We start from the raw sequence: 17595 nt of genomic DNA on the forward strand, positions 1-17595 counted from the left end.
TCGATTCCTCCCGAGGATGCTTTTCCCTTCCTATTCCATTCGTCGGATGCGCGCGAAACCCTTTTGACAGTTCAGCGGAAATAAAAATATTTGTCCGAACGCCGACCGCGTCTTGCGCCATATACAAGTCAACCGTCTGTGATAACCTTTATAACGTACAGTAATGTTCGTATTAATGAATAGGAGGTGATGATCTTGACACGGGTCAAATTTCTCACGCTGGCACTCATTCTGGTCTTGACGGCTTCCTTCTCGCAAGCCGCCCCCGCTTCCGCAGCCGGCTTCGTCTCGTCCGCATCCGTCAGGACGCTCGCATTCGGAGGTCTGCTCGGAGATCTGCTCGCGTTTCTCTCCGATCTCGGCGGATTGATCAGCTCGCTGCTCGGCGGCGAGTCCAAAGACGGAAACGGCGGCGGCGCCGGTCCGCAATTGTCCTCGCTTCCGCCTTCCGCTATAATAGTTCCATTGTCAGGCGCGGGTGCGGTCGGGCGATTTTTTCGCGTCCCTGATCGATATCCCGGCGCCAATTATGCGAAGTCAAGGAAGGTCTGTCCGATGTACTACATAGCAGATCAATGGGTCGATTATGAAGTGATTGACGCCGGAGGCGGCGAGAAGCTTGAGCGTTGGGGAACGGTGGTCCTCCGCCGGCCGGATCCGCAGATCATCTGGCCGATCGGGCGGGAGACGGACGAATGGCTGACCGCCCATGCCCATTACCACCGCAGCTCGTCCGGCGGCGGACATTGGGAATATCGGCGCAAGCTGCCGGAACATTGGAACATCCGGTACGGCGAGCTGACGTTTCTCATCCGGCCGACCAATTTCAAGCATACGGGACTGTTCCCCGAACAGGCGGTGAACTGGAGCTGGATCATGGACAAGATCCGTGACGCCGGTCGGCCGGTCCGGCTGCTGAACCTGTTCGCCTACACGGGCGGCGCAACGGTGGCCGCGGCTTCGGCGGGAGCCGAGGTCGTCCATGTGGATGCGGCGAAGGGCATGGTGCAGTGGGCGAAGGAGAACGCCGCCCTGTCGGGGCTTGCGGACCGGCCGATCCGCTACATTACGGATGACGTGTTCAAGTTCGTCCAGCGGGAACAGCGGCGCGGCCGCAAATACGACGCCATCGTGATGGACCCTCCCTCCTACGGGCGCGGTCCGAACGGCGAAATGTGGAAGCTGGAGACGAGCCTGTACCCGTTCCTGGAGTCGTGTCTGCCGATCCTGTCGGACGAACCGCTGTTCGTCCTGATCAACGCCTATACGACCGGCTTGTCCCCCGCCGTGCTGAACAATCTGCTCAAAATGACGATCGGCCGGAAGTTCGGTGGCACGATCCGCTGCGGCGAAATCGGTCTGCCGATCACCCGCTCCGGCCTGGTGCTGCCGTGCGGCATTCTCGGCCGCTGGGAGGCGTCATGACGGGCCATGACGGCGGCGCGCCCGCCGTTCAGGTGTTGTACGAGGACAACCACCTGATCGCGGTCGTCAAGCCGCCCGGTATGCTGTCGCAGGCGGACGAGACCGGCGCGCCGGACATCCTGACGGTCGTCAAGGCCGATCTGAAGGCGCGCTACAACAAACCGGGCAACGTCTTCCTCGGACTCGTCCACCGACTCGACCGGCCGGCCGGCGGCGCGATGCTTCTGGCGAAGACGTCGAAGGCCGCGTCGCGGCTGTCCGACGCGGTGCGGAACCGCTCGTTCGCCAAAGGCTACATCGCCTGCACGGAAGGTGTGCCGTCTTCCCGCGAGGCGACGCTCGTCCATTATCTGCGCAAAGACGCGAAGACCAACATCGTAACCGCCTATCCCAAGCCCGTGCCGGACGCGAAGGAAGCGGTGTTGTCGTACAGGGTCGTCGCCGAGGCGGAAGGCCGGGCGCTCGTCGCCGTCCGCCTGCACACCGGCCGGCCCCACCAGATCCGGGTGCAGATGGCCGCCATCGGCTGCCCCCTCGCCGGCGACCGGAAATACGGCGCGGGCGAAGGCGTCCGGTCCCATGACACCGCGGCGCTCTGGTCGGCCTATATCGGCGTCGCCCATCCGGTGACGAAGGAATGGCTCGAGATCCGCTCCCTTCCGCCGCGCGAAGGCGTCTGGGCTTCCTGGCCCGATTCGGCATGGTCGCTTGCGGAAGGATCGTTCACCGCCGAAAGGACGGACAGATGATGAAACGGCGCTTCGCGATCCTCCTCATGCTCGCCGTCTCGCTTGCCGGGCTGGCGCTCATCTATGCGCTGACCGCGTGGAACGGAACGTCCGGCGTGCCTGACGGCAAGAGCGCGGCGGATCATGCGGGATCGGGCAACGATGCCGGCAGCGGCGGCGGATCTGCCGGTACCGAACCGGACGAGACGCCGGAAGAGCTGCCGGTCGAACCGGAGCCGGAACCGGCAGCCCCCGGCGAGCCGGGCTCCGGCGTGCCGGCGGAAGGCCTGCTCGCCGCGGTCGGCGACATCATGATGCACATGCCGCAGCTTCCGGCTTACTATGACATGGACAGCAAGCGGTATGATTTCTCGCCGTACTTCACCGAGGTCAAGCCGCTCCTTGCGGAAGCCGACTGGGCGATGGCCAACCTCGAAACGACGCTGTCGGCCGATGGCGACTATTCGGGCTTCCCCCGCTTCAGCTCGCCGCATGAGCTGGCGGCCGCGCTGAAGGACGCCGGATTCAACATTGTCACAACCGCGAACAACCATTCGCTGGACCGCGGCGCACGGGGCGTCGAACACACGCTCGGGTTTCTGGAAGAACAGGGCTTCGTCACCCGCGGCACCGCCCGCTCCGCGGACGAAGCGGCCGAGCTGACCATCGTCGAGCGGCATCACATCCGCATCGGACTGCTCGCCTACACGTACGGCACGAACGGCATCCCGGTGCCGGAAGACAAACCGTGGCTCGTCGCGCTGATCGATGAGGAACGCATCATCCGGGACATCGCGGCGCTGCGGGAAGCCGGCGCCGACTATATCGTCATCGCGCTGCATTTCGGCGTGGAGTACCAGACGATGCCGAACGAGGAACAGAAAGCGCTCGCGCGCAGGCTGATCGCCGCCGGAGCCGACCTGATCGCCGGCTCGCATCCGCATGTCATCCAGCCGTATGAAGTCGTGGAGACACAGGACGAAAGCGGTGCTGCGCGCCAGGGCGTCATCATCTATTCGATGGGCAATTTCATCTCGAACCAGCGCGGCGGCACGAAGGATTACGGCGTACTGTACCGGATCATGCTGCGCAAAGAGGAAGGCGTGACGCGGATGGCGGACGTGGAGCCGGTCATCACGTGGGTTCACCGCTACAAAGCGAACGGCCGCAATCATTACCGGATCCTCCCCGTCGAGCGCGTGCTCGAAGAGCGCAGCGATCCGCTGCTCTCTGCGGCCGATTATGAGCAGATGGAGACAAACCTGGACGCGCTCCGGAAGCGGCTGGCTGCCATGGGCGCACCGGACGGGCGATGAGCGCTACCGCTCGTCTCCCGCGGCGGCCGGCCGTACAATCGGCTCATCCGCAATCTTGCCCAGCAGATAGATGAGCAGCTGCTGATTGTGGGCCGAAATCCGGTCCAGGGCCTGTCCGATGTAGCGTTCGCGGATTTCCACCCCGCGCCGCGCTTCGCGCAACCCCCGGTCCGTCGCGGTCACCCACACGATGCGGCGGTCGGTTTCGTCCCGGGTGCGCGCAATGAGTCCTCCCCGCTCCATCCGGTCGAGCAGTGTCGTGATCGCGGCCGGCGTCGTGGACAGATAGTGAAGCATATCCGACGGTTTCATCGGCTGATGTTCAAGGAGCAGTTCCAGCACGTTCAGCTGGCTTTCGGTCAGGGCGGGAGCCAGCGCTTCATCGAGATGCATTTTCCAGTCTTTCGTGATTTTCATCCACAGACGGGCAAATTCCGCGGCAAACATCCCAATCCCTCCCAATATCCGCCTTATGTTCATTATATCAGCCGCTCTTGTCGAAAAAAAGGTTAATGCACTTAATAATTTATGCCGCGAATCGATACTTCCCCCTTCCAGCCGACAACCGATGACATTTTGTACGCAAGGCCCGACGTCGAAACAAGTAAAACCACTTGAAGCGCCTGGAGACCGCCCGTTCTGCAAACGTCAAAAACCCGCTGCCCCCGGAAAATCCTTTCCGGTTGCGCGGGTTCAGCAATGCGTCAGATCAGGCTCAGGCTTCCCCTTCCCGGGATTCAAGGTCCGGACGTCGGAAGCAGCAGACCGCCGCGTCCTGCTTGTCAAGCGCGGCGACGCGCTTGCCGCCCGACCGCAGCAGCTCGATCGGCGTATCTTCCGTACTGAACGTGAAGGAAGCGCCCGACGATGTTGCCAGCGTATAGCGGGCTTCTTCCTTGCAATGGAACGCGCCGATCAGCCGGCTGCCGTTCGATTTTCCACGCTTGCTTTCGTTGAACACGAATGTCGCAAGACCTCTTCCGCCCCTGCCCTGCACCGGGTAATCCAGCAGCAGCGAGCGCTTCGCCCAGCCCAGATCGGTGACGACGAGCACCTCGCCTTCTTCGCCTTTCACGAGCAGGGCGGCCGCGACTTCATCGTTCTCTTTCAGCATGATGCCGCGCACGCCGGCGGCGACGCGTCCCATCGAACTGACTTCGGACTCCTCGAAGCGGATGCTCATCCCGAGCTTCGTGACGAGCATGAGCTGCTGTGTGCCCGTGCTCGCCAGCACCTGCACCACTTCGTCGCCGTCCGCAAGTCTGCATGCGGCGATCGGCCCCGTGCGGGTCGTCTGATACTCTTTCAGCGCGGTCCGCTTCACCTGTCCGCGTTTCGTCACGAACAGAAGCGACAGATCTTCCCGCTCGAAATCCCGCACCGGAACGATGCCGACGATGCCGTCGTCCTTCGCGAGCGGCACGACGTTGACCAGCGCCGTCCCGGTGTCCTTCCACTTGAACTCCGGAATCTGGTGAACCGGCAGGAGGAAGTACGAACCCTTCCGCGTGAACAGCAGCAATTGATCCAGTGTATTCACTTCCAGCACGAGGCGGACGATATCGCCTTCCTTGACGCCGGAATTGTCGAGGTCGCCGCCGGATCGGGTGAAGGACAGCCTGCTCGTCCGCTTGATGTAGCCTTCCTGCGACAGCGTCACCAGTACGTCTTCGGACGCGACCATCACTTCGAGGCCGACCTTCAGCTCCTCCACTTCGCCGCGGATGTCGGAGCGCCGGTCGACCCCGTACGCGCCGCGGATTTCCAATAGCTCGTCCTTGATGACGCCGAGCAGCTTCTTCTCGCTTGACAGGATGGACTTCAGGTACGCGATGCGCTTCTCGGTCTCGCGCAGTTCCTTCGTGAGCTGCGTAATCTCGAGATTCGTCAGCCGGTACAATTGGAGCGTCAGGATCGCGTCCGCCTGCCGCTCGGTGAACCCGAACTTCGCGACCAGGTTCTGCTGCGCGTCCTGGCGGTTCTTCGATGCCTTGATCGTCGCGATGACATCGTCGAGAATATTCAGCGCCTTGACGAGTCCTTCGAGGACGTGGGCGCGGTCTTCCGCCTTCTCCAGCTCGTACCGGCAGCGATTGGAGACGACTTCCTTCTGGTGGTCGATATACGCCGTCAGCATCTCCTTGAGGCCGAGCTGGCGCGGCGCCTTGTTGACGATCGCCACCATGTTGAAGTTGTATGTAATCTGCAGATCCGTCTTCTTGAGCAGATAGGCCAGGATGCCTTCGGCGTCCGCGTCCTTCTTCAGCTCGATGACGATACGCAGCCCGTTCCGGCCGCTCTCGTCGCGCACTTCCGAGATGCCGTCCACCTTCTTCTCCAGGCGGATCGTCTCCATCGCCGTCACGAGCCGGGATTTGACGACCTGATACGGGATCTCGGTGATGACGATCTGTTTGCGGCCGCCGCGCAGCTCCTCGATATCCGTCTTCGCCCGGATATAGATGCGCCCTTTGCCCGTCGCGTAGGCTTCGCGGATGCCCTCCTCGCCCATGATGATGCCGCCCGTCGGGAAATCCGGACCTTTCACGATGCCCAGCAGTTTCTCGAGCGTAATGTCCGGATCATCCATCCGTGCGATGCAGGCGTCGATCACTTCGCGCAGGTTGTGCGGCGGAATCTCGGTCGCAAAGCCGGACGAAATGCCGCTGACGCCGTTGACCAGCAGATTCGGAAAACGCGAAGGCAGCACGACCGGCTCCTTCGCCGTGTTGTCGAAATTGTCCTTGAACGGGACCGTCCGCTTGTCGATGTCGCGCAGCATCTCCATCGCGATCGGCGACAGCCGCGCTTCCGTGTACCGCATCGCGGCGGGCGGATCGTCATCGAGCGAACCCCAGTTGCCGTGGCCGTCGATCAGCACATGGCCCATTTTCCACGGCTGCGCCATCCGCACCATGCCTTCATAGATGGAAGCGTCGCCGTGCGGATGGTAGTTGCCCATCACGTCGCCGACCGTTTTCGCCGACTTGCGGTACGGCTTGTCGGGCGTGTTGCCGGCTTCGTACATCGCGTACAGGATGCGGCGCTGCACCGGCTTCAGCCCGTCGCGGACATCGGGAATGGCCCGGTCCTGGATGATATATTTTGAGTACCGGCCAAAGCGGTCTCCCACGACCTCTTCGAGAAATGCCGGCAGGAACTGTTCAAGCGTGCCCATGCCGCTTCTCTCCTACTCTTCGTATTCGGTGAAATCGACGTTCTCGATGATCCACTTCTTCCGCGGATCGACCTTGTCGCCCATCAGCGTCGAGACGCGCCGTTCCGCCTTGGCGGCGTCCTCGATCCGCACCTGCAGCAGCGTCCGCGTCTCGGGGTTCATCGTCGTCTCCCAGAGCTGCTCCGGATTCATCTCGCCGAGACCTTTGTAGCGCTGCAGCTCGCAGTTTTTGCCGAACTCCTTCAGATAGTTCTGCAGCTGCTCATCCGTCCAGGCGTAGCGCACCGTCTCCAGCTTGCCCATCTTGCGGGAGATCTTGTAGAGCGGCGGCTGTGCGATGTACACCTTGCCCATGTCGATGAGCGGCTTCATGTACCGGTAGAAGAACGTCAGCAGCAGACATTGGATGTGCGCGCCGTCCGTGTCGGCGTCGGTCATGATGATGATCTTGCTGTAGTTCGCCTCATCGGGATCGAATTCCGGGCCGACGCCGGCGCCGATCGCCGAGATGATCGTCTTGTATTCCTCATTCTTCAGAATATCCGCGAGCCGCGCCTTCTCCGGATTCATCGGCTTGCCCCGGAGCGGCAGGATCGCCTGATAGCGCGAGTCGCGCCCCTGCTTCGCCGAACCGCCGGCGGAATCGCCCTCGACGATAAACAGCTCATTGCGCATGAAGTCCTTCGACTGGGCCGGCGTCAGCTTGCCGTTCAAGTTGGACGACTCGCTCCGCTTCTTGCCCGAGCGGACTTCCTCGCGCGCCCTGCGGGCCGCCTCGCGCGCCTTCGCCGCCTGAATCGCCTTCTTCAGCAGCTGCTGCGCGACCTGCGGATTCTCCTCGAGGAACACGGCCATCTTGTCGGAGACGACCGCGTCGACCGCGCTGCGCGCCGAGGCGCTGCCGAGCTGGTCCTTCGTCTGCCCGACGAATTCGACGTCGGACATTTTCACGTTGATGACGGCGATCATCCCTTCGCGCAGGTCGGCGCCGTCAAGGTTTTTGTCCTTCTCTTTCAGAATGCCGTTCTTCCGCGCATACTCGTTCATGACCCGGGTATACGCCGTTTTGAACCCGGTCTCGTGGGTGCCGCCGCCTCGGGTCGGAATCGAGTTGACGAACGACGCGATCGTCTCGGTGTAGCCGTCATTGTACTGCAGCGCCACCTCGACTTCGATGTCGTCCCGTTCCGCGTAGAAATGGATGACATCGGTGAGCACCGCTTTGCCTTCATTGAGGAAGGCGACGAACTGGCTGGCGCCGCCTTCATAATGGAAGAGATCCTCCCTGCCGGTCCGCTCGTCCTTGAGCGTCACTTTCAGACCGGCGTTCAGGAAGGCGATCTCCTGCAGCCGTTCGGCCAGCGTGTCATAATTGAGCGAAATGTTGCCGTGGAACACCCGGGCGTCCGGCTTGAACGTCACCTTCGTTCCGGTCTTCCGCGTGTTGCCGATGATTTCAAGACCGGTCACCGGCTCGCCGACATGTTCCTTGCCATCCTTGTCGACCCAATATTCGAACCGCTGGCGGTGAATTTTGCCGTCGCGGTAAATCTCCACTTCGAGCCATTCGGACAACGCGTTCGTTACCGAAGCGCCGACGCCGTGCAGACCGCCGGACTTTTTGTAACCGTTTCCGCCGAATTTGCCGCCCGCGTGCAGCACCGTGAATACGAGCTGGGGTGTCGGGATGCCCGTCTTGTGCATGCCGGTCGGGATGCCGCGGCCGTTGTCCCAGACCGTCACCGACTGGTCGGCGTGGATGGTCACATCGATCTCGGTCGCGAACTTCGCCAGATGTTCATCGACGGCGTTGTCCACGATCTCCCAGACGAGATGATGCAGGCCGGAACTGGACGTGCTGCCGATGTACATGCCCGGGCGTTTCCGGACGGCCGTCAAGCCTTCCAGCACCTGGATGTCGTCTGCATCGTAACCGCGCTCCCGCACGGATGTCTCATCTGCGAATAAATCCAATTGCTCCGCCATGCGCGCCCTCCTTCATCGATTCTCACGGCGTGCCGGATTCGGCTGATTTTGCCGCCTTATCCAGTGCGGCAAACAAGCTTTATTGTAATTCATTATATCCCGTTTCGTAAAGCGGGCCAGCGGGACGCGGGATTTTGGGCGTTTGGAGGGATCCCTTGTTATCAAATGAAATCGAATTTTGGTTTACATAATATTTTTTACGTCACAATCTCTGGCGGCAGATCCATGAAAAAAAAGACTGTCTCGCGAAACGGCTTAAACCGCCTGCGAAACAGCCCTTTTTACTTAAACCATGCCGTTCAAGCCGACAAAAACCGATATTGCGCCTCGATCAGCCCGTAGTAGACGCCCCGCTTCCGCATCAGCTCGTCGTGATTGCCTTGCTCGACGATGCGGCCGTGGTCGAGCACGATGATGTTGTCCGCGTGGCGGATCGTCGACAGCCGGTGCGCGATGATGAACGAAGTCCGGCCGGTCAGCAGCGTTTTGAGCGCCTCCTGGATCTTCAGCTCCGTCTCCGTATCGATGCTGGCCGTCGCCTCGTCGAGAATCAGGATGCGCGGATCGGCGAGCAGCGCGCGGGCGAACGACAGCAGCTGGCGCTGCCCCATCGAGAGGACGCTGCCGCGTTCCTGCACCTCGGTGTCGTAGCCTTGCGGAAGCTTCATGATGAAATCGTGGGCGTGAACCGCCCTTGCCGCCATTTCGACTTCCTCGTCCGTCGCGTCCAGCCGGCCGTAGCGGATGTTGTCGCGGATCGTGCCGGAGAAAATGAACGTATCCTGCAGCACGATGCCGACCTGCGAACGGAGGCTTTCGAGCGTCACGTCCCGAATATCGATGCCGTCGATGAACACGCGCCCTTCCACCGGATCATAGAAGCGGCAGAGCAGATTGATGATCGTGCTCTTGCCCGAGCCGGTATGGCCGACCAGGGCGATCGACTGTCCCGCCGCGGCTTCCAGGCTGATGCCGCGCAGCGCCGGACGGCCGGGCTCGTATTCGAAGACGATGTTCTCGAATTTGACGTCGCCGCGGATTTCCGGCATCCTCTTCGCTTCCGGCAGCTCGCCGACCGTCGGCTTTTCATCCATGAATTCGAAGATCCGCTCGGAGGAAGCCATCGCGATCAAGAGCTGCGAATACATTTGCCCAAGCCGGTTGATCGGCTCCCAGAAGTTGCCGATGTAGTTCGCAAAGCCCACGAGCAGGCCGACCGTCATCGCGCCGGACTGGACCAGATAAGAGCCGTACCAGAACAGAATCAGCGTGCCGACGGCCGCCGTGATCTCGATGACCGGACCGAACGACTGGTTCATGGCGGACGCCTTGTTCCAGGCCAGCCGGTTCACTGTGTTCATTTTGTCGAAATAGCCGATGTTCGCCTTCTCCTGCACATAGGCTTGCGTCACGCGGATGCCCTGGATGCTCTCGTTCAGGTGGGCGTTCAGCCGCGACTGCTTGATCCGGACGTCCTGCCAGGCGAATCGGATCCGTCTGCGCAGCGAGGTCGAGACGATGAACATGAGCGGCACGGTGATCATGACGGCCAGACCGAGCTTGAAGTTCAGCACGAGCAGCAGGACGGCAATGCCGACCAGCTGAACGCAGTCCATGATCAGGTTGACGACGCCGTTCGTGAACAGATCTTGCAGCGCGTTGATGTCGTTCGTCACGCGGACGAGCACGGAGCCGGCCGGCCGCTGGTCGAAGAAGCGGAACGACAGCTTCTGGATGTGGGTGAACAGTTCGCGCCGCAGATCGAAAATGACGCGCTGGCCGATGATGTTCGTGTACCGGATCCGGAACACGTTCGTCCCCCACTGGATCAGGTAGAGGGCGAGCGCCGAGGCGCCGAACAGATACAGCTTCGTCAGGCTCGGCGATCCGTCCGCGGGCGCGATCGCTTCGTCGATCGCGAAGGCGATGAGCGCCGGAACGGTCAGCCTCGTCAGCGTGCCGAGCACCATCGTGATGATGATGACCGGCAGCAATTGCCGTCTGTACGGCTTCATATAGCCGTACAGACGGGTGAGCTGCGACCAGTTGAAAGGCTTCTCGATCAGCTCGTCGTCCTGGTAGACGAACCGCTCGTTCTTGATTTTGGCCTGGTCTGCGCCGTTTTCCGCTCGATGATGGTGTCCGTTGTGCTTCCCGCTCACTTCGCGACCCTTCTTTCCGCCCCGTCCCGTTCGGCGTCCGGCCGGTCGGCATATTGAATGTTGTACGTATCGCGGTAATGGCCGGGCACGGCGAGCAGCTCGTCGTGCGTGCCGCGCTGGATCACCCGGCCCTGATCGAGCACGATGATCTCATCCGCATGGCGGAGCGACGAGATGCGATGCGCGATGATGAACGTCGTCCGTCCGGCCATCACTTCCTTGAAGCCCGCCTGGATCTCCTGCTCGGTCTCCATGTCGACGGCGCTCGTCGCGTCGTCCAGAACGAGGATGCGCGGGTTGCGGATGAGCGCCCGCGCGATGGCGATCCGCTGCTTCTGTCCGCCGGACAATCCGAGCCCGCGCTCGCCGACGACGGTGTCATACCCTTGCGGCAATTCCATGATGAAATCGTGCGCTTTCGCCAGTTTGGCCGCGCGAATGATGTCGTCCATCGTATATTCCGACACGCCGTAGGCGATGTTGTCGCGGATCGACGCGGAGAACAGGAACGTCTCCTGGAACACCGGCGCGATCTGCGAGCGCAGACTTTCGATCTTGATGTTGCGGATGTCGATGCCGTCAAGCAGAATCTCTCCCTGCTTCACGTTGTACGCCCGCATCAGCAGCTGGATGATGGTCGATTTGCCGGAGCCGGTGCCGCCGAGCAGCCCGATGACCGAACCGGGTTTCGCGTCGATCGTCAGATCGTGGACCGCAGGCCCCTTGTCCGGATAGTTGAACGTGACGTTCTTGAACTGCACATGCCCCTTCACCCTGGAGGGATCCAGCTCGATCGCATCCTTGCTATCCTTCACGTGAATATGCTGGTTCAGAATCTCCAGTACGCGTTCGCCGGATGCCTTCGACTGGGTGTAGCCGTTGATGTGGAAGCCGAGCCCCCACAGCGGCCCGATGATATACCAGACCATGCTGAAAAACTGAACCAGCGCACCCAGCGACAGTTCTTCCCGGATGACCAGCGTTCCGCCGTAGACAAGCAGGATGACAACGCATACATTCGCGAGCACTTCCATGACCGGGAAGTACTTGCCCCACAGGAAAGCGATATTGAGCTGATTTTCCCGATAGTCGTCGTTGCGTGTCGTAAATTTCTCGACTTCATGCCGTTCGCGGGCGAACGATTTGACGGTTCGCACACCGGTGATGTTCTCCTGCACCGCCGTCGTCAGCCGGCTCATCGCGAGCCGCATTTCGCGGAAGCCGGGATGAATGACCTTCTGAAATTTCATCGCCACGATGACCAGCAACGGCATCGACACGAGCGTGACGAGCGTCAGCTGCCAGTGGATCGACAGCAGCATCGCGCCGCCGAAGCTGACCATCAGGAACATGTTCAGAATTTGCGCGAATCCGAAACCGACGAAATTCCGGATCGCTTCCAGATCGCCCGTCAGACGGGACATCAGGTCGCCCGTCTTCGCCGTGTCGTAATATTGGAACGACAGATACTGCAGCTTCTTGTACAGCGCGTTCCGCAGGTTGTAGGCGACGCGGTTCCCCAGCCGTCCTCCCGTGAAGCCGTGCAGAAACTGCATGGACGCCTTCACGATGACAACTCCGACAACCGACAGCGCCACAGCCGGCACCAGGTCGAATTGTTCCGCCATGATGACGTCGTCGATCAACACACGCAGCAAATAGGGTTGGACAAGGCCCAGCGCCGTGACGCACACCAGAGCGGCAATTGACAGAAACAACAGCTTCCGGTGCGGCCAGTAAAAAGATTTCAATTGCCTGAAGACGTCCACTTGGATAGGCTCCCCCGCAATCCCTTAAGTTGCAAAGCATGAATGAATCTTAACAGCTTGCCGTGCCGGGGGCAAACATGGTGCCGTTCGATATTCCGTGTTTACTCTCGGAATCGCGGTAATAAGGAGAACTATTTCCCGTCATTCTTCCGAATCACCGCGAATGGCTGGCGTATTCGCCGTTTCTCTGACATCCGGAGGAAGGATCGCCGTACAGACGGCAAGACCGGCGCCCGTGAATCCGGACGCCGGTTGCGATCTTGCAAATATTCGTTTAAATCGTGATAGAAATGCCTTCATCCACCCGCAGCGCTTCCAGCCGTTCGAGCAGGGCCTGCAGTTCATCCGGACGCGCGGCGCCGGCAAGCGCCGCCTCCGAACTGCCGATGAAGGCGCCGATCTCGCCCGCAAGCCGTTCCGCGGCCGCTTCCGCCGCGGCGCGCCAGGCCGATGCGTATGCCGCCTCCCAGGCGGCGGCCCGCTCTTCCATCCAGCGGCGGATGTCCGGCTCCAGCCGCCGCTCCAGCTCGGCGCGCATTTCGTCTCTTCCGCCCTGTTCGAAAAACTTCCGCGGACTCTTGAACAGACTCCACAGCCGCTTCATGTCGACGGCATCCGTCGTCCAGCCGTCGTCGTGCGGGGCGGCGGACTGCACCTCTACTTCGTACGGCGCCGGATCGAACCCTTCCAGCTCCGCCTTCAGCCGGCTTGCTTCCGCGTCGTACAGCCGCGCCGCCAGCCGGCGCAGCGCGTTGTCCATGCGCAGCGATGTCGCCTGCAGCTCCTGCCTGAGCTCGACGGCGAGCGCATGGCGCAGCTCTTCCCAGCACGCGGCGAGCGCGCGCTTCAGATCGCGGCCGTCGTCCTGCAGCGCCGACGGATGGAACGCGAGGCCGAACATTTCGCCGAACCGGAACGCGACGCGGCGCTGCACGTGGTGCAGCAGCTCGCCCAGTTCCTGGCGCAGCGGTTCGAACGGCGCATCCGCCGCCGCGGCGCGGACGGCATCGGCGGCATCGGCGGCGCGCTGCTTGAGCGTCTCCAGCCGGCTGCGCCGCACCGCCTCGTCCTGCCGCGAATCGTCGAGCCAGCGCTTGAGCGCCCCGGCCGCCCGTTCGAGCTCCCGATCGGCCGCCTCGAGCGCCATCCCGCCGAGCTCCCCGGCCGCGAAGCCGGCCAGCGCCCGCTCGAACGCGGGCATGCCGGACGATTCGTCCGCCTCGCCTCTCAGCTTCGCGTCCAGCGCGGCAAGGCTCGACACCGGGAACATCCGCGGATGCCGGATACCGTGCTTCAGCAGGTTCGCCTCGACATGCGCGATGACATCCTTGAGCTCCGCTTCGTCCGCGGCCAGGTCAGCCGCGTTGACGATGAAGAACATCTTGTCGAGCTCGAACTGATCCTTCACCCGCCCGAGCTGCGTCAGGAAACGCCGGTCGGCCTGGGAGAAGGCGTGATTGTAATAGGTGACGAACAGGATCGCGTCCGCGTTCTTGATGTAGTGGAACGCGACATCGGTATGCCGCGCGTTCACCGAATCGGCGCCCGGCGTGTCGACGAGCACGATGCCCTGCGCCGTCAGCGGGCTGTCGATATAAAGATCGATCTCCTGCACGAAGCAGGACAGCGTCTCGTCCGCGACGTACGAGCGGTACGCCTCGGCATCGGCGCGCAGCTGCTGCCCGAGCAGCGGGCCGCAGGACGCGATGCCCTGGCGCGCCGCCTTCAGGAACGCGTAGTGCGGCCGGCCGCCGGGGTGGAGCCGGTCGGGCGTGATCCGCGCCGCCAGTTCGAGCAGCGCGTCCAGATCGTCCGCGGCCGCGCTGCCGGCCTCTTCGCCCAGGCCGAGCATCGTCAGCGAATGGCGGACGTCGGCCGCCATCTGCTCGCGCGTCTTCATCGTGATGCGCGCATGCCCGTCCGGTTCGCCCGGCTCAGGGGCGGCGATCCGGTTGATCGCCGCCGTCGTCGGGTTCGGCGACACCGGCAGCGCCCTGCGGCCGATCAGCGCGTTCGCCAGCGACGACTTGCCCGCGCTGAACGCGCCGAACAGCGCGATCGTGAACTTGCCGCTGGCGAGCCGCTCCGCCTTGGCCAGCATCGCCTGCGCCGCGGACTTCAGCGGCGCGTGCGGCCCCACCAGCGCCGCCGCTTCGCGCAGCCGGGCGGCCGCGCGGCGCTGCGGCCCGAGCGCACCTTCTCCCGGCGCGGGCACGCCGGACCGCCGCGGCCGATCGGCCGGGCCGGCCGCGGCGCCTGCGCTCACCGCGGCGGACAGATCCACCGCCGCGCGCACCGGCGCGGTCTGCGCTGCTTCAGCCGGCGCTGCGTCCGGCGCTTCGACCTCCGGCAGCGCCGGACGCGGGGGCGTCTCCGGCAGCAGCGCTTCGAGGCGGGCCAGCGCCCCGAGCCGCTCCGCGTCGAGCGCCTCGAGCGCGTCCAGCGCGCGCGCCTGCTCCGCCAGCGCCGCCAGCTTCTCCGCCGCGGCGAATGCCGCGGCTTCCGCGCGCGCGGCGGCGGCTTCGGCCAGCCGGTCGATGGCCGCCCAGGCCCGCTCGCGATACCCGGCTTTCACCGCTTCGGCCACATCCCGGCTGTACGTCATCGTATATTCATTGCCGAACACCGCGCCCGGCTTGATCAGCGACTCCGCTTGCGCCTCGGTCAACTCGAAGCCGACCGGATCGATCAGCTCGCGCTCGACCGTATCGCCCCGCCAGTCGAGCTGTTCGGCCGCCTGCCGAAGCATCGCTTTCAAATGCCATTCGGCCGCCGCCTTCGCCTGGTTGTTCAGCTCGTCCACGAACCGCCGCATCCGGTTCGCCTTCTCCGCGGCGGTCTTCGCGCCGGCGAACAGCAGCCCCGCGCGGAATCCCGGCTTGCGGCTCTCCAGCATCGCGCCGGCCAGATCACGCACCGCGGCGGGCATCACATTCGCGTTGTCGAGCAGCGATTGCGTTTCGCGGCGGAGCCTGAGTCTCAGCTCTTCCGGTCCGCGCTTCAGCTCCTCCAGCTCGCGGCGCAGCGCGTCAAGCTCGGCCCGCACCGCCGTCATCGCCTCTTCGCCGCCTGCGGCCTCGATGAGCCGCTGCCGCTCCCCTTCGGACCGCGCTTCGAGCCAGCGGCCGTGCTCGGCGATCAGATAGCGCGCCGAACTGAGGACGCTGTATGCGCTCAGCTCCTCCTTCATCCCGGCGATGCCGGCCAGCAGCGCCTGCAGCGCCTCGAACTGGTCATACGGATGGTCCGGCTGCCGGTTCGAGATGTACAGAATCGCAGCCGGCGACAGATTCCAATCGGCGAACGCCGTCTCGACGCTCTTGCGATAGGCTGCGAACGGCAATTCCGCCTCGCGGTGTTTGTCCACCTGGCTGACGATGAGCACAAGCGGCTTACCCCAGTCGGCCAGCCGCTTCGCGAATTCGAAGTTGATCTCCGACTGCACGTGATTGTAGTCCATCACATAGCAGACGACATCGGCGAGATGAAGCGCCGACTCTGTCGCCAGTTTGTGCGCGTCGTCCGTCGAGTCGATGCCCGGCGTATCGAGAAGCGCCACCCCGCCTTCAAGCAGCGCGGCCGGATGATACAGTTCGATCGACTCCACGCCTTCGCCGTCCCGGCAATGCGCTTCCAGCTCGTCAAGCGGCACGGTCCTCGTCTCGCTCCGGCCGTCCCGCGCCAGCCGAATGACCGCCTTCGGCTCGCCGTGCCGGATCGTGACGACGTTCGCGCTCGTCGGAATCGGATTGGACGGCAGCAGCCGGCTGCCGCACAGCCGGTTGACCAGCGTCGATTTGCCCGCGGAAAAATGGCCGCAGAACGCTACCTGCGCGAAGGGCTCGGCCAGTTTGCCGATCAGTCCGCCGACCCGCTGCGCATGCGTACCGTCTCCGGCCGCGATCATTTGTTGCCGAATATCGTCCAGCGCGGCGGAAATGCGCGCCGCAAGCTCCCCTTGGTTCCCCACATTCTTCTCCTCTCCATGCTGGCCCCCGTCAGGGCAGACAAATCTCGAACAGATCGCCGTGCTGCAAAATTGTCGCGCCGTGCGTCCGTTCTTTCATGACGACCACATCCGGCCGCTCCCGCAGCCGTTCGATGTAGCCTTCGGGCACCTCGCCCGCGCCGCTGACCGTGATGCCTTCCAGCACGATCTCTTCGTTCTCGGCCGGCGGCGAGACGAGAATCTGTTCGTACAGATCCGAGAACGATCCGAAGTCGCGCGTATAGACGGATATACAACGCATTGCGCGGCTCACCTCTGTCTTCGATGTCGAATGCGTGTATCTCCGAATAGTATGCCGTCAGCCCGACGGCCTCATGCGCTTTTTTCCTTCCTTGCACAGATCGAGCAGCGGACATTCCGGACAGTTCGGGCGCTGCGCCTTGCAATGGTAGCGGCCGAAGAAAATCAGCCGGTGATGCGTGATCGTCCATTCGTCCCGCGGCACGAGCCGCATCAGCTTCTTCTCGACTTCCAGCACCGAATCGTCGGGCTTCGCAATGCCGAGCCGCTTCGATACCCGCTCCACATGCGTATCGACGGCGATCGCCGGCACGCCGAACGCGTTGGAGATGACGACGTTCGCCGTCTTGCGGCCGACGCCCGGCAGTTCGACGAGCGATTCGTAGTCGCGGGGCACTTCGCCGCCGTGCTTCTCGATCAGCATGCGGCACAGCTTCTGGATATTGGCCGCCTTGTTCCGGTACAGGCCGATGCGGCGGATATCCTGCTCGAGCTCCTCGATCGGCACAGCCAGATAGTCTTCGGGCCGTTTGTATTTCTTGAACAGATCCGCCGTAACCTTGTTCACGGTCTCGTCCGTGCACTGCGCGGAGAGCAGCACCGCAATCGTCAGTTCGAACGGATTGCTGTGCACCAGCTCGCAATGCGCATCGGGGAACATTCCGGCGATCGTGTCCAAAATAGTGCGCATCTTGTCCGGCTTCATCGCTTCACCACTCCCGCTTAAACCCGTCCGCATCTTCAGACGCCTGCCGACAGCATTCGTTCGTAGTGTATCGAAA

General features: G+C 62.9%; 11 protein-coding genes. 3 read left to right on the forward strand and 8 right to left on the reverse strand.

The annotated features are described in order from the left end of the window. The first annotated feature begins 555 nt into the window (after positions 1 to 555). From THECO_RS08690 to THECO_RS08700, 3 genes are read left to right on the forward strand one after another with little or no spacing between them, the layout of a single operon-like run. A complete protein-coding gene (locus THECO_RS08690; protein ID WP_041854332.1) occupies positions 556 to 1425 on the forward strand; it encodes a class I SAM-dependent methyltransferase in 870 nt (289 codons plus the stop codon). Beyond that, positions 1422 to 2174 (forward strand): RluA family pseudouridine synthase, encoded by a 753-nt coding sequence (locus THECO_RS08695; RefSeq protein ID WP_015254661.1) that lies wholly within the window; start codon positions 1422 to 1424, stop codon positions 2172 to 2174. Before THECO_RS08690 ends, THECO_RS08695 begins: the two co-directional genes overlap by 4 nt. Next, on the forward strand, positions 2171 to 3469 hold the full coding sequence (locus tag THECO_RS08700; protein ID WP_015254662.1) for a CapA family protein: 1299 nt from the start codon (positions 2171 to 2173) through the stop codon (positions 3467 to 3469). Before THECO_RS08695 ends, THECO_RS08700 begins: the two co-directional genes overlap by 4 nt. A gap of 3 nt (positions 3470 to 3472) precedes the next feature. On the opposite strand, the gene THECO_RS08705 is transcribed toward THECO_RS08700, so the two are convergent. The 8 genes from THECO_RS08705 to nth all read right to left on the reverse strand — a co-directional run bounded on the left by THECO_RS08705 (position 3473) and on the right by nth (position 17519). Next, positions 3473 to 3916 (reverse strand): MarR family winged helix-turn-helix transcriptional regulator, encoded by a 444-nt coding sequence (locus tag THECO_RS08705; RefSeq protein WP_015254663.1) that lies wholly within the window; start codon positions 3914 to 3916, stop codon positions 3473 to 3475. 268 nt (positions 3917 to 4184) lie between these two features. Further along, the gene (parC, locus tag THECO_RS08710) at positions 4185 to 6647 is read right to left on the reverse strand and encodes a DNA topoisomerase IV subunit A (protein ID WP_015254664.1); all 2463 of its coding nucleotides are present in this window, start codon (positions 6645 to 6647) and stop codon (positions 4185 to 4187) included. Positions 6648 to 6659: 12 nt separating this feature from the next. Beyond that, a complete protein-coding gene (parE, locus tag THECO_RS08715) occupies positions 6660 to 8633 on the reverse strand; it encodes a DNA topoisomerase IV subunit B (protein ID WP_015254665.1) in 1974 nt (657 codons plus the stop codon). 299 nt (positions 8634 to 8932) lie between these two features. After that, the gene (locus THECO_RS08720; RefSeq protein WP_015254666.1) at positions 8933 to 10795 is read right to left on the reverse strand and encodes an ABC transporter ATP-binding protein; all 1863 of its coding nucleotides are present in this window, start codon (positions 10793 to 10795) and stop codon (positions 8933 to 8935) included. Next, complete coding sequence (locus tag THECO_RS08725) at positions 10792 to 12564, reverse strand: ABC transporter ATP-binding protein (RefSeq protein WP_015254667.1); 1773 nt, start codon at positions 12562 to 12564, stop codon at positions 10792 to 10794. The genes THECO_RS08720 and THECO_RS08725 overlap by 4 nt, the downstream gene beginning before the upstream one ends. A 274-nt stretch (positions 12565 to 12838) precedes the next feature. Next, positions 12839 to 16534, reverse strand: a complete 3696-nt coding sequence (locus THECO_RS08730) for a dynamin family protein (RefSeq protein ID WP_015254668.1) — start codon at positions 16532 to 16534, stop codon at positions 12839 to 12841. Positions 16535 to 16562: 28 nt separating this feature from the next. Next, entirely contained in the window at positions 16563 to 16814 is a 252-nt protein-coding gene (locus tag THECO_RS08735; RefSeq protein WP_015254669.1) for a hypothetical protein, read from the reverse strand. Positions 16815 to 16871: 57 nt separating this feature from the next. Continuing rightward, positions 16872 to 17519: an endonuclease III gene (gene nth, locus THECO_RS08740; protein WP_015254670.1), complete on the reverse strand. Its 648-nt coding sequence runs from the start codon at positions 17517 to 17519 to the stop codon at positions 16872 to 16874. Positions 17520 to 17595 lie beyond the last annotated feature (76 nt).

This window comes from Thermobacillus composti KWC4 (assembly GCF_000227705.2).
GTDB classification, from domain to species: domain Bacteria; phylum Bacillota; class Bacilli; order Paenibacillales; family Paenibacillaceae; genus Thermobacillus; species Thermobacillus xylanilyticus.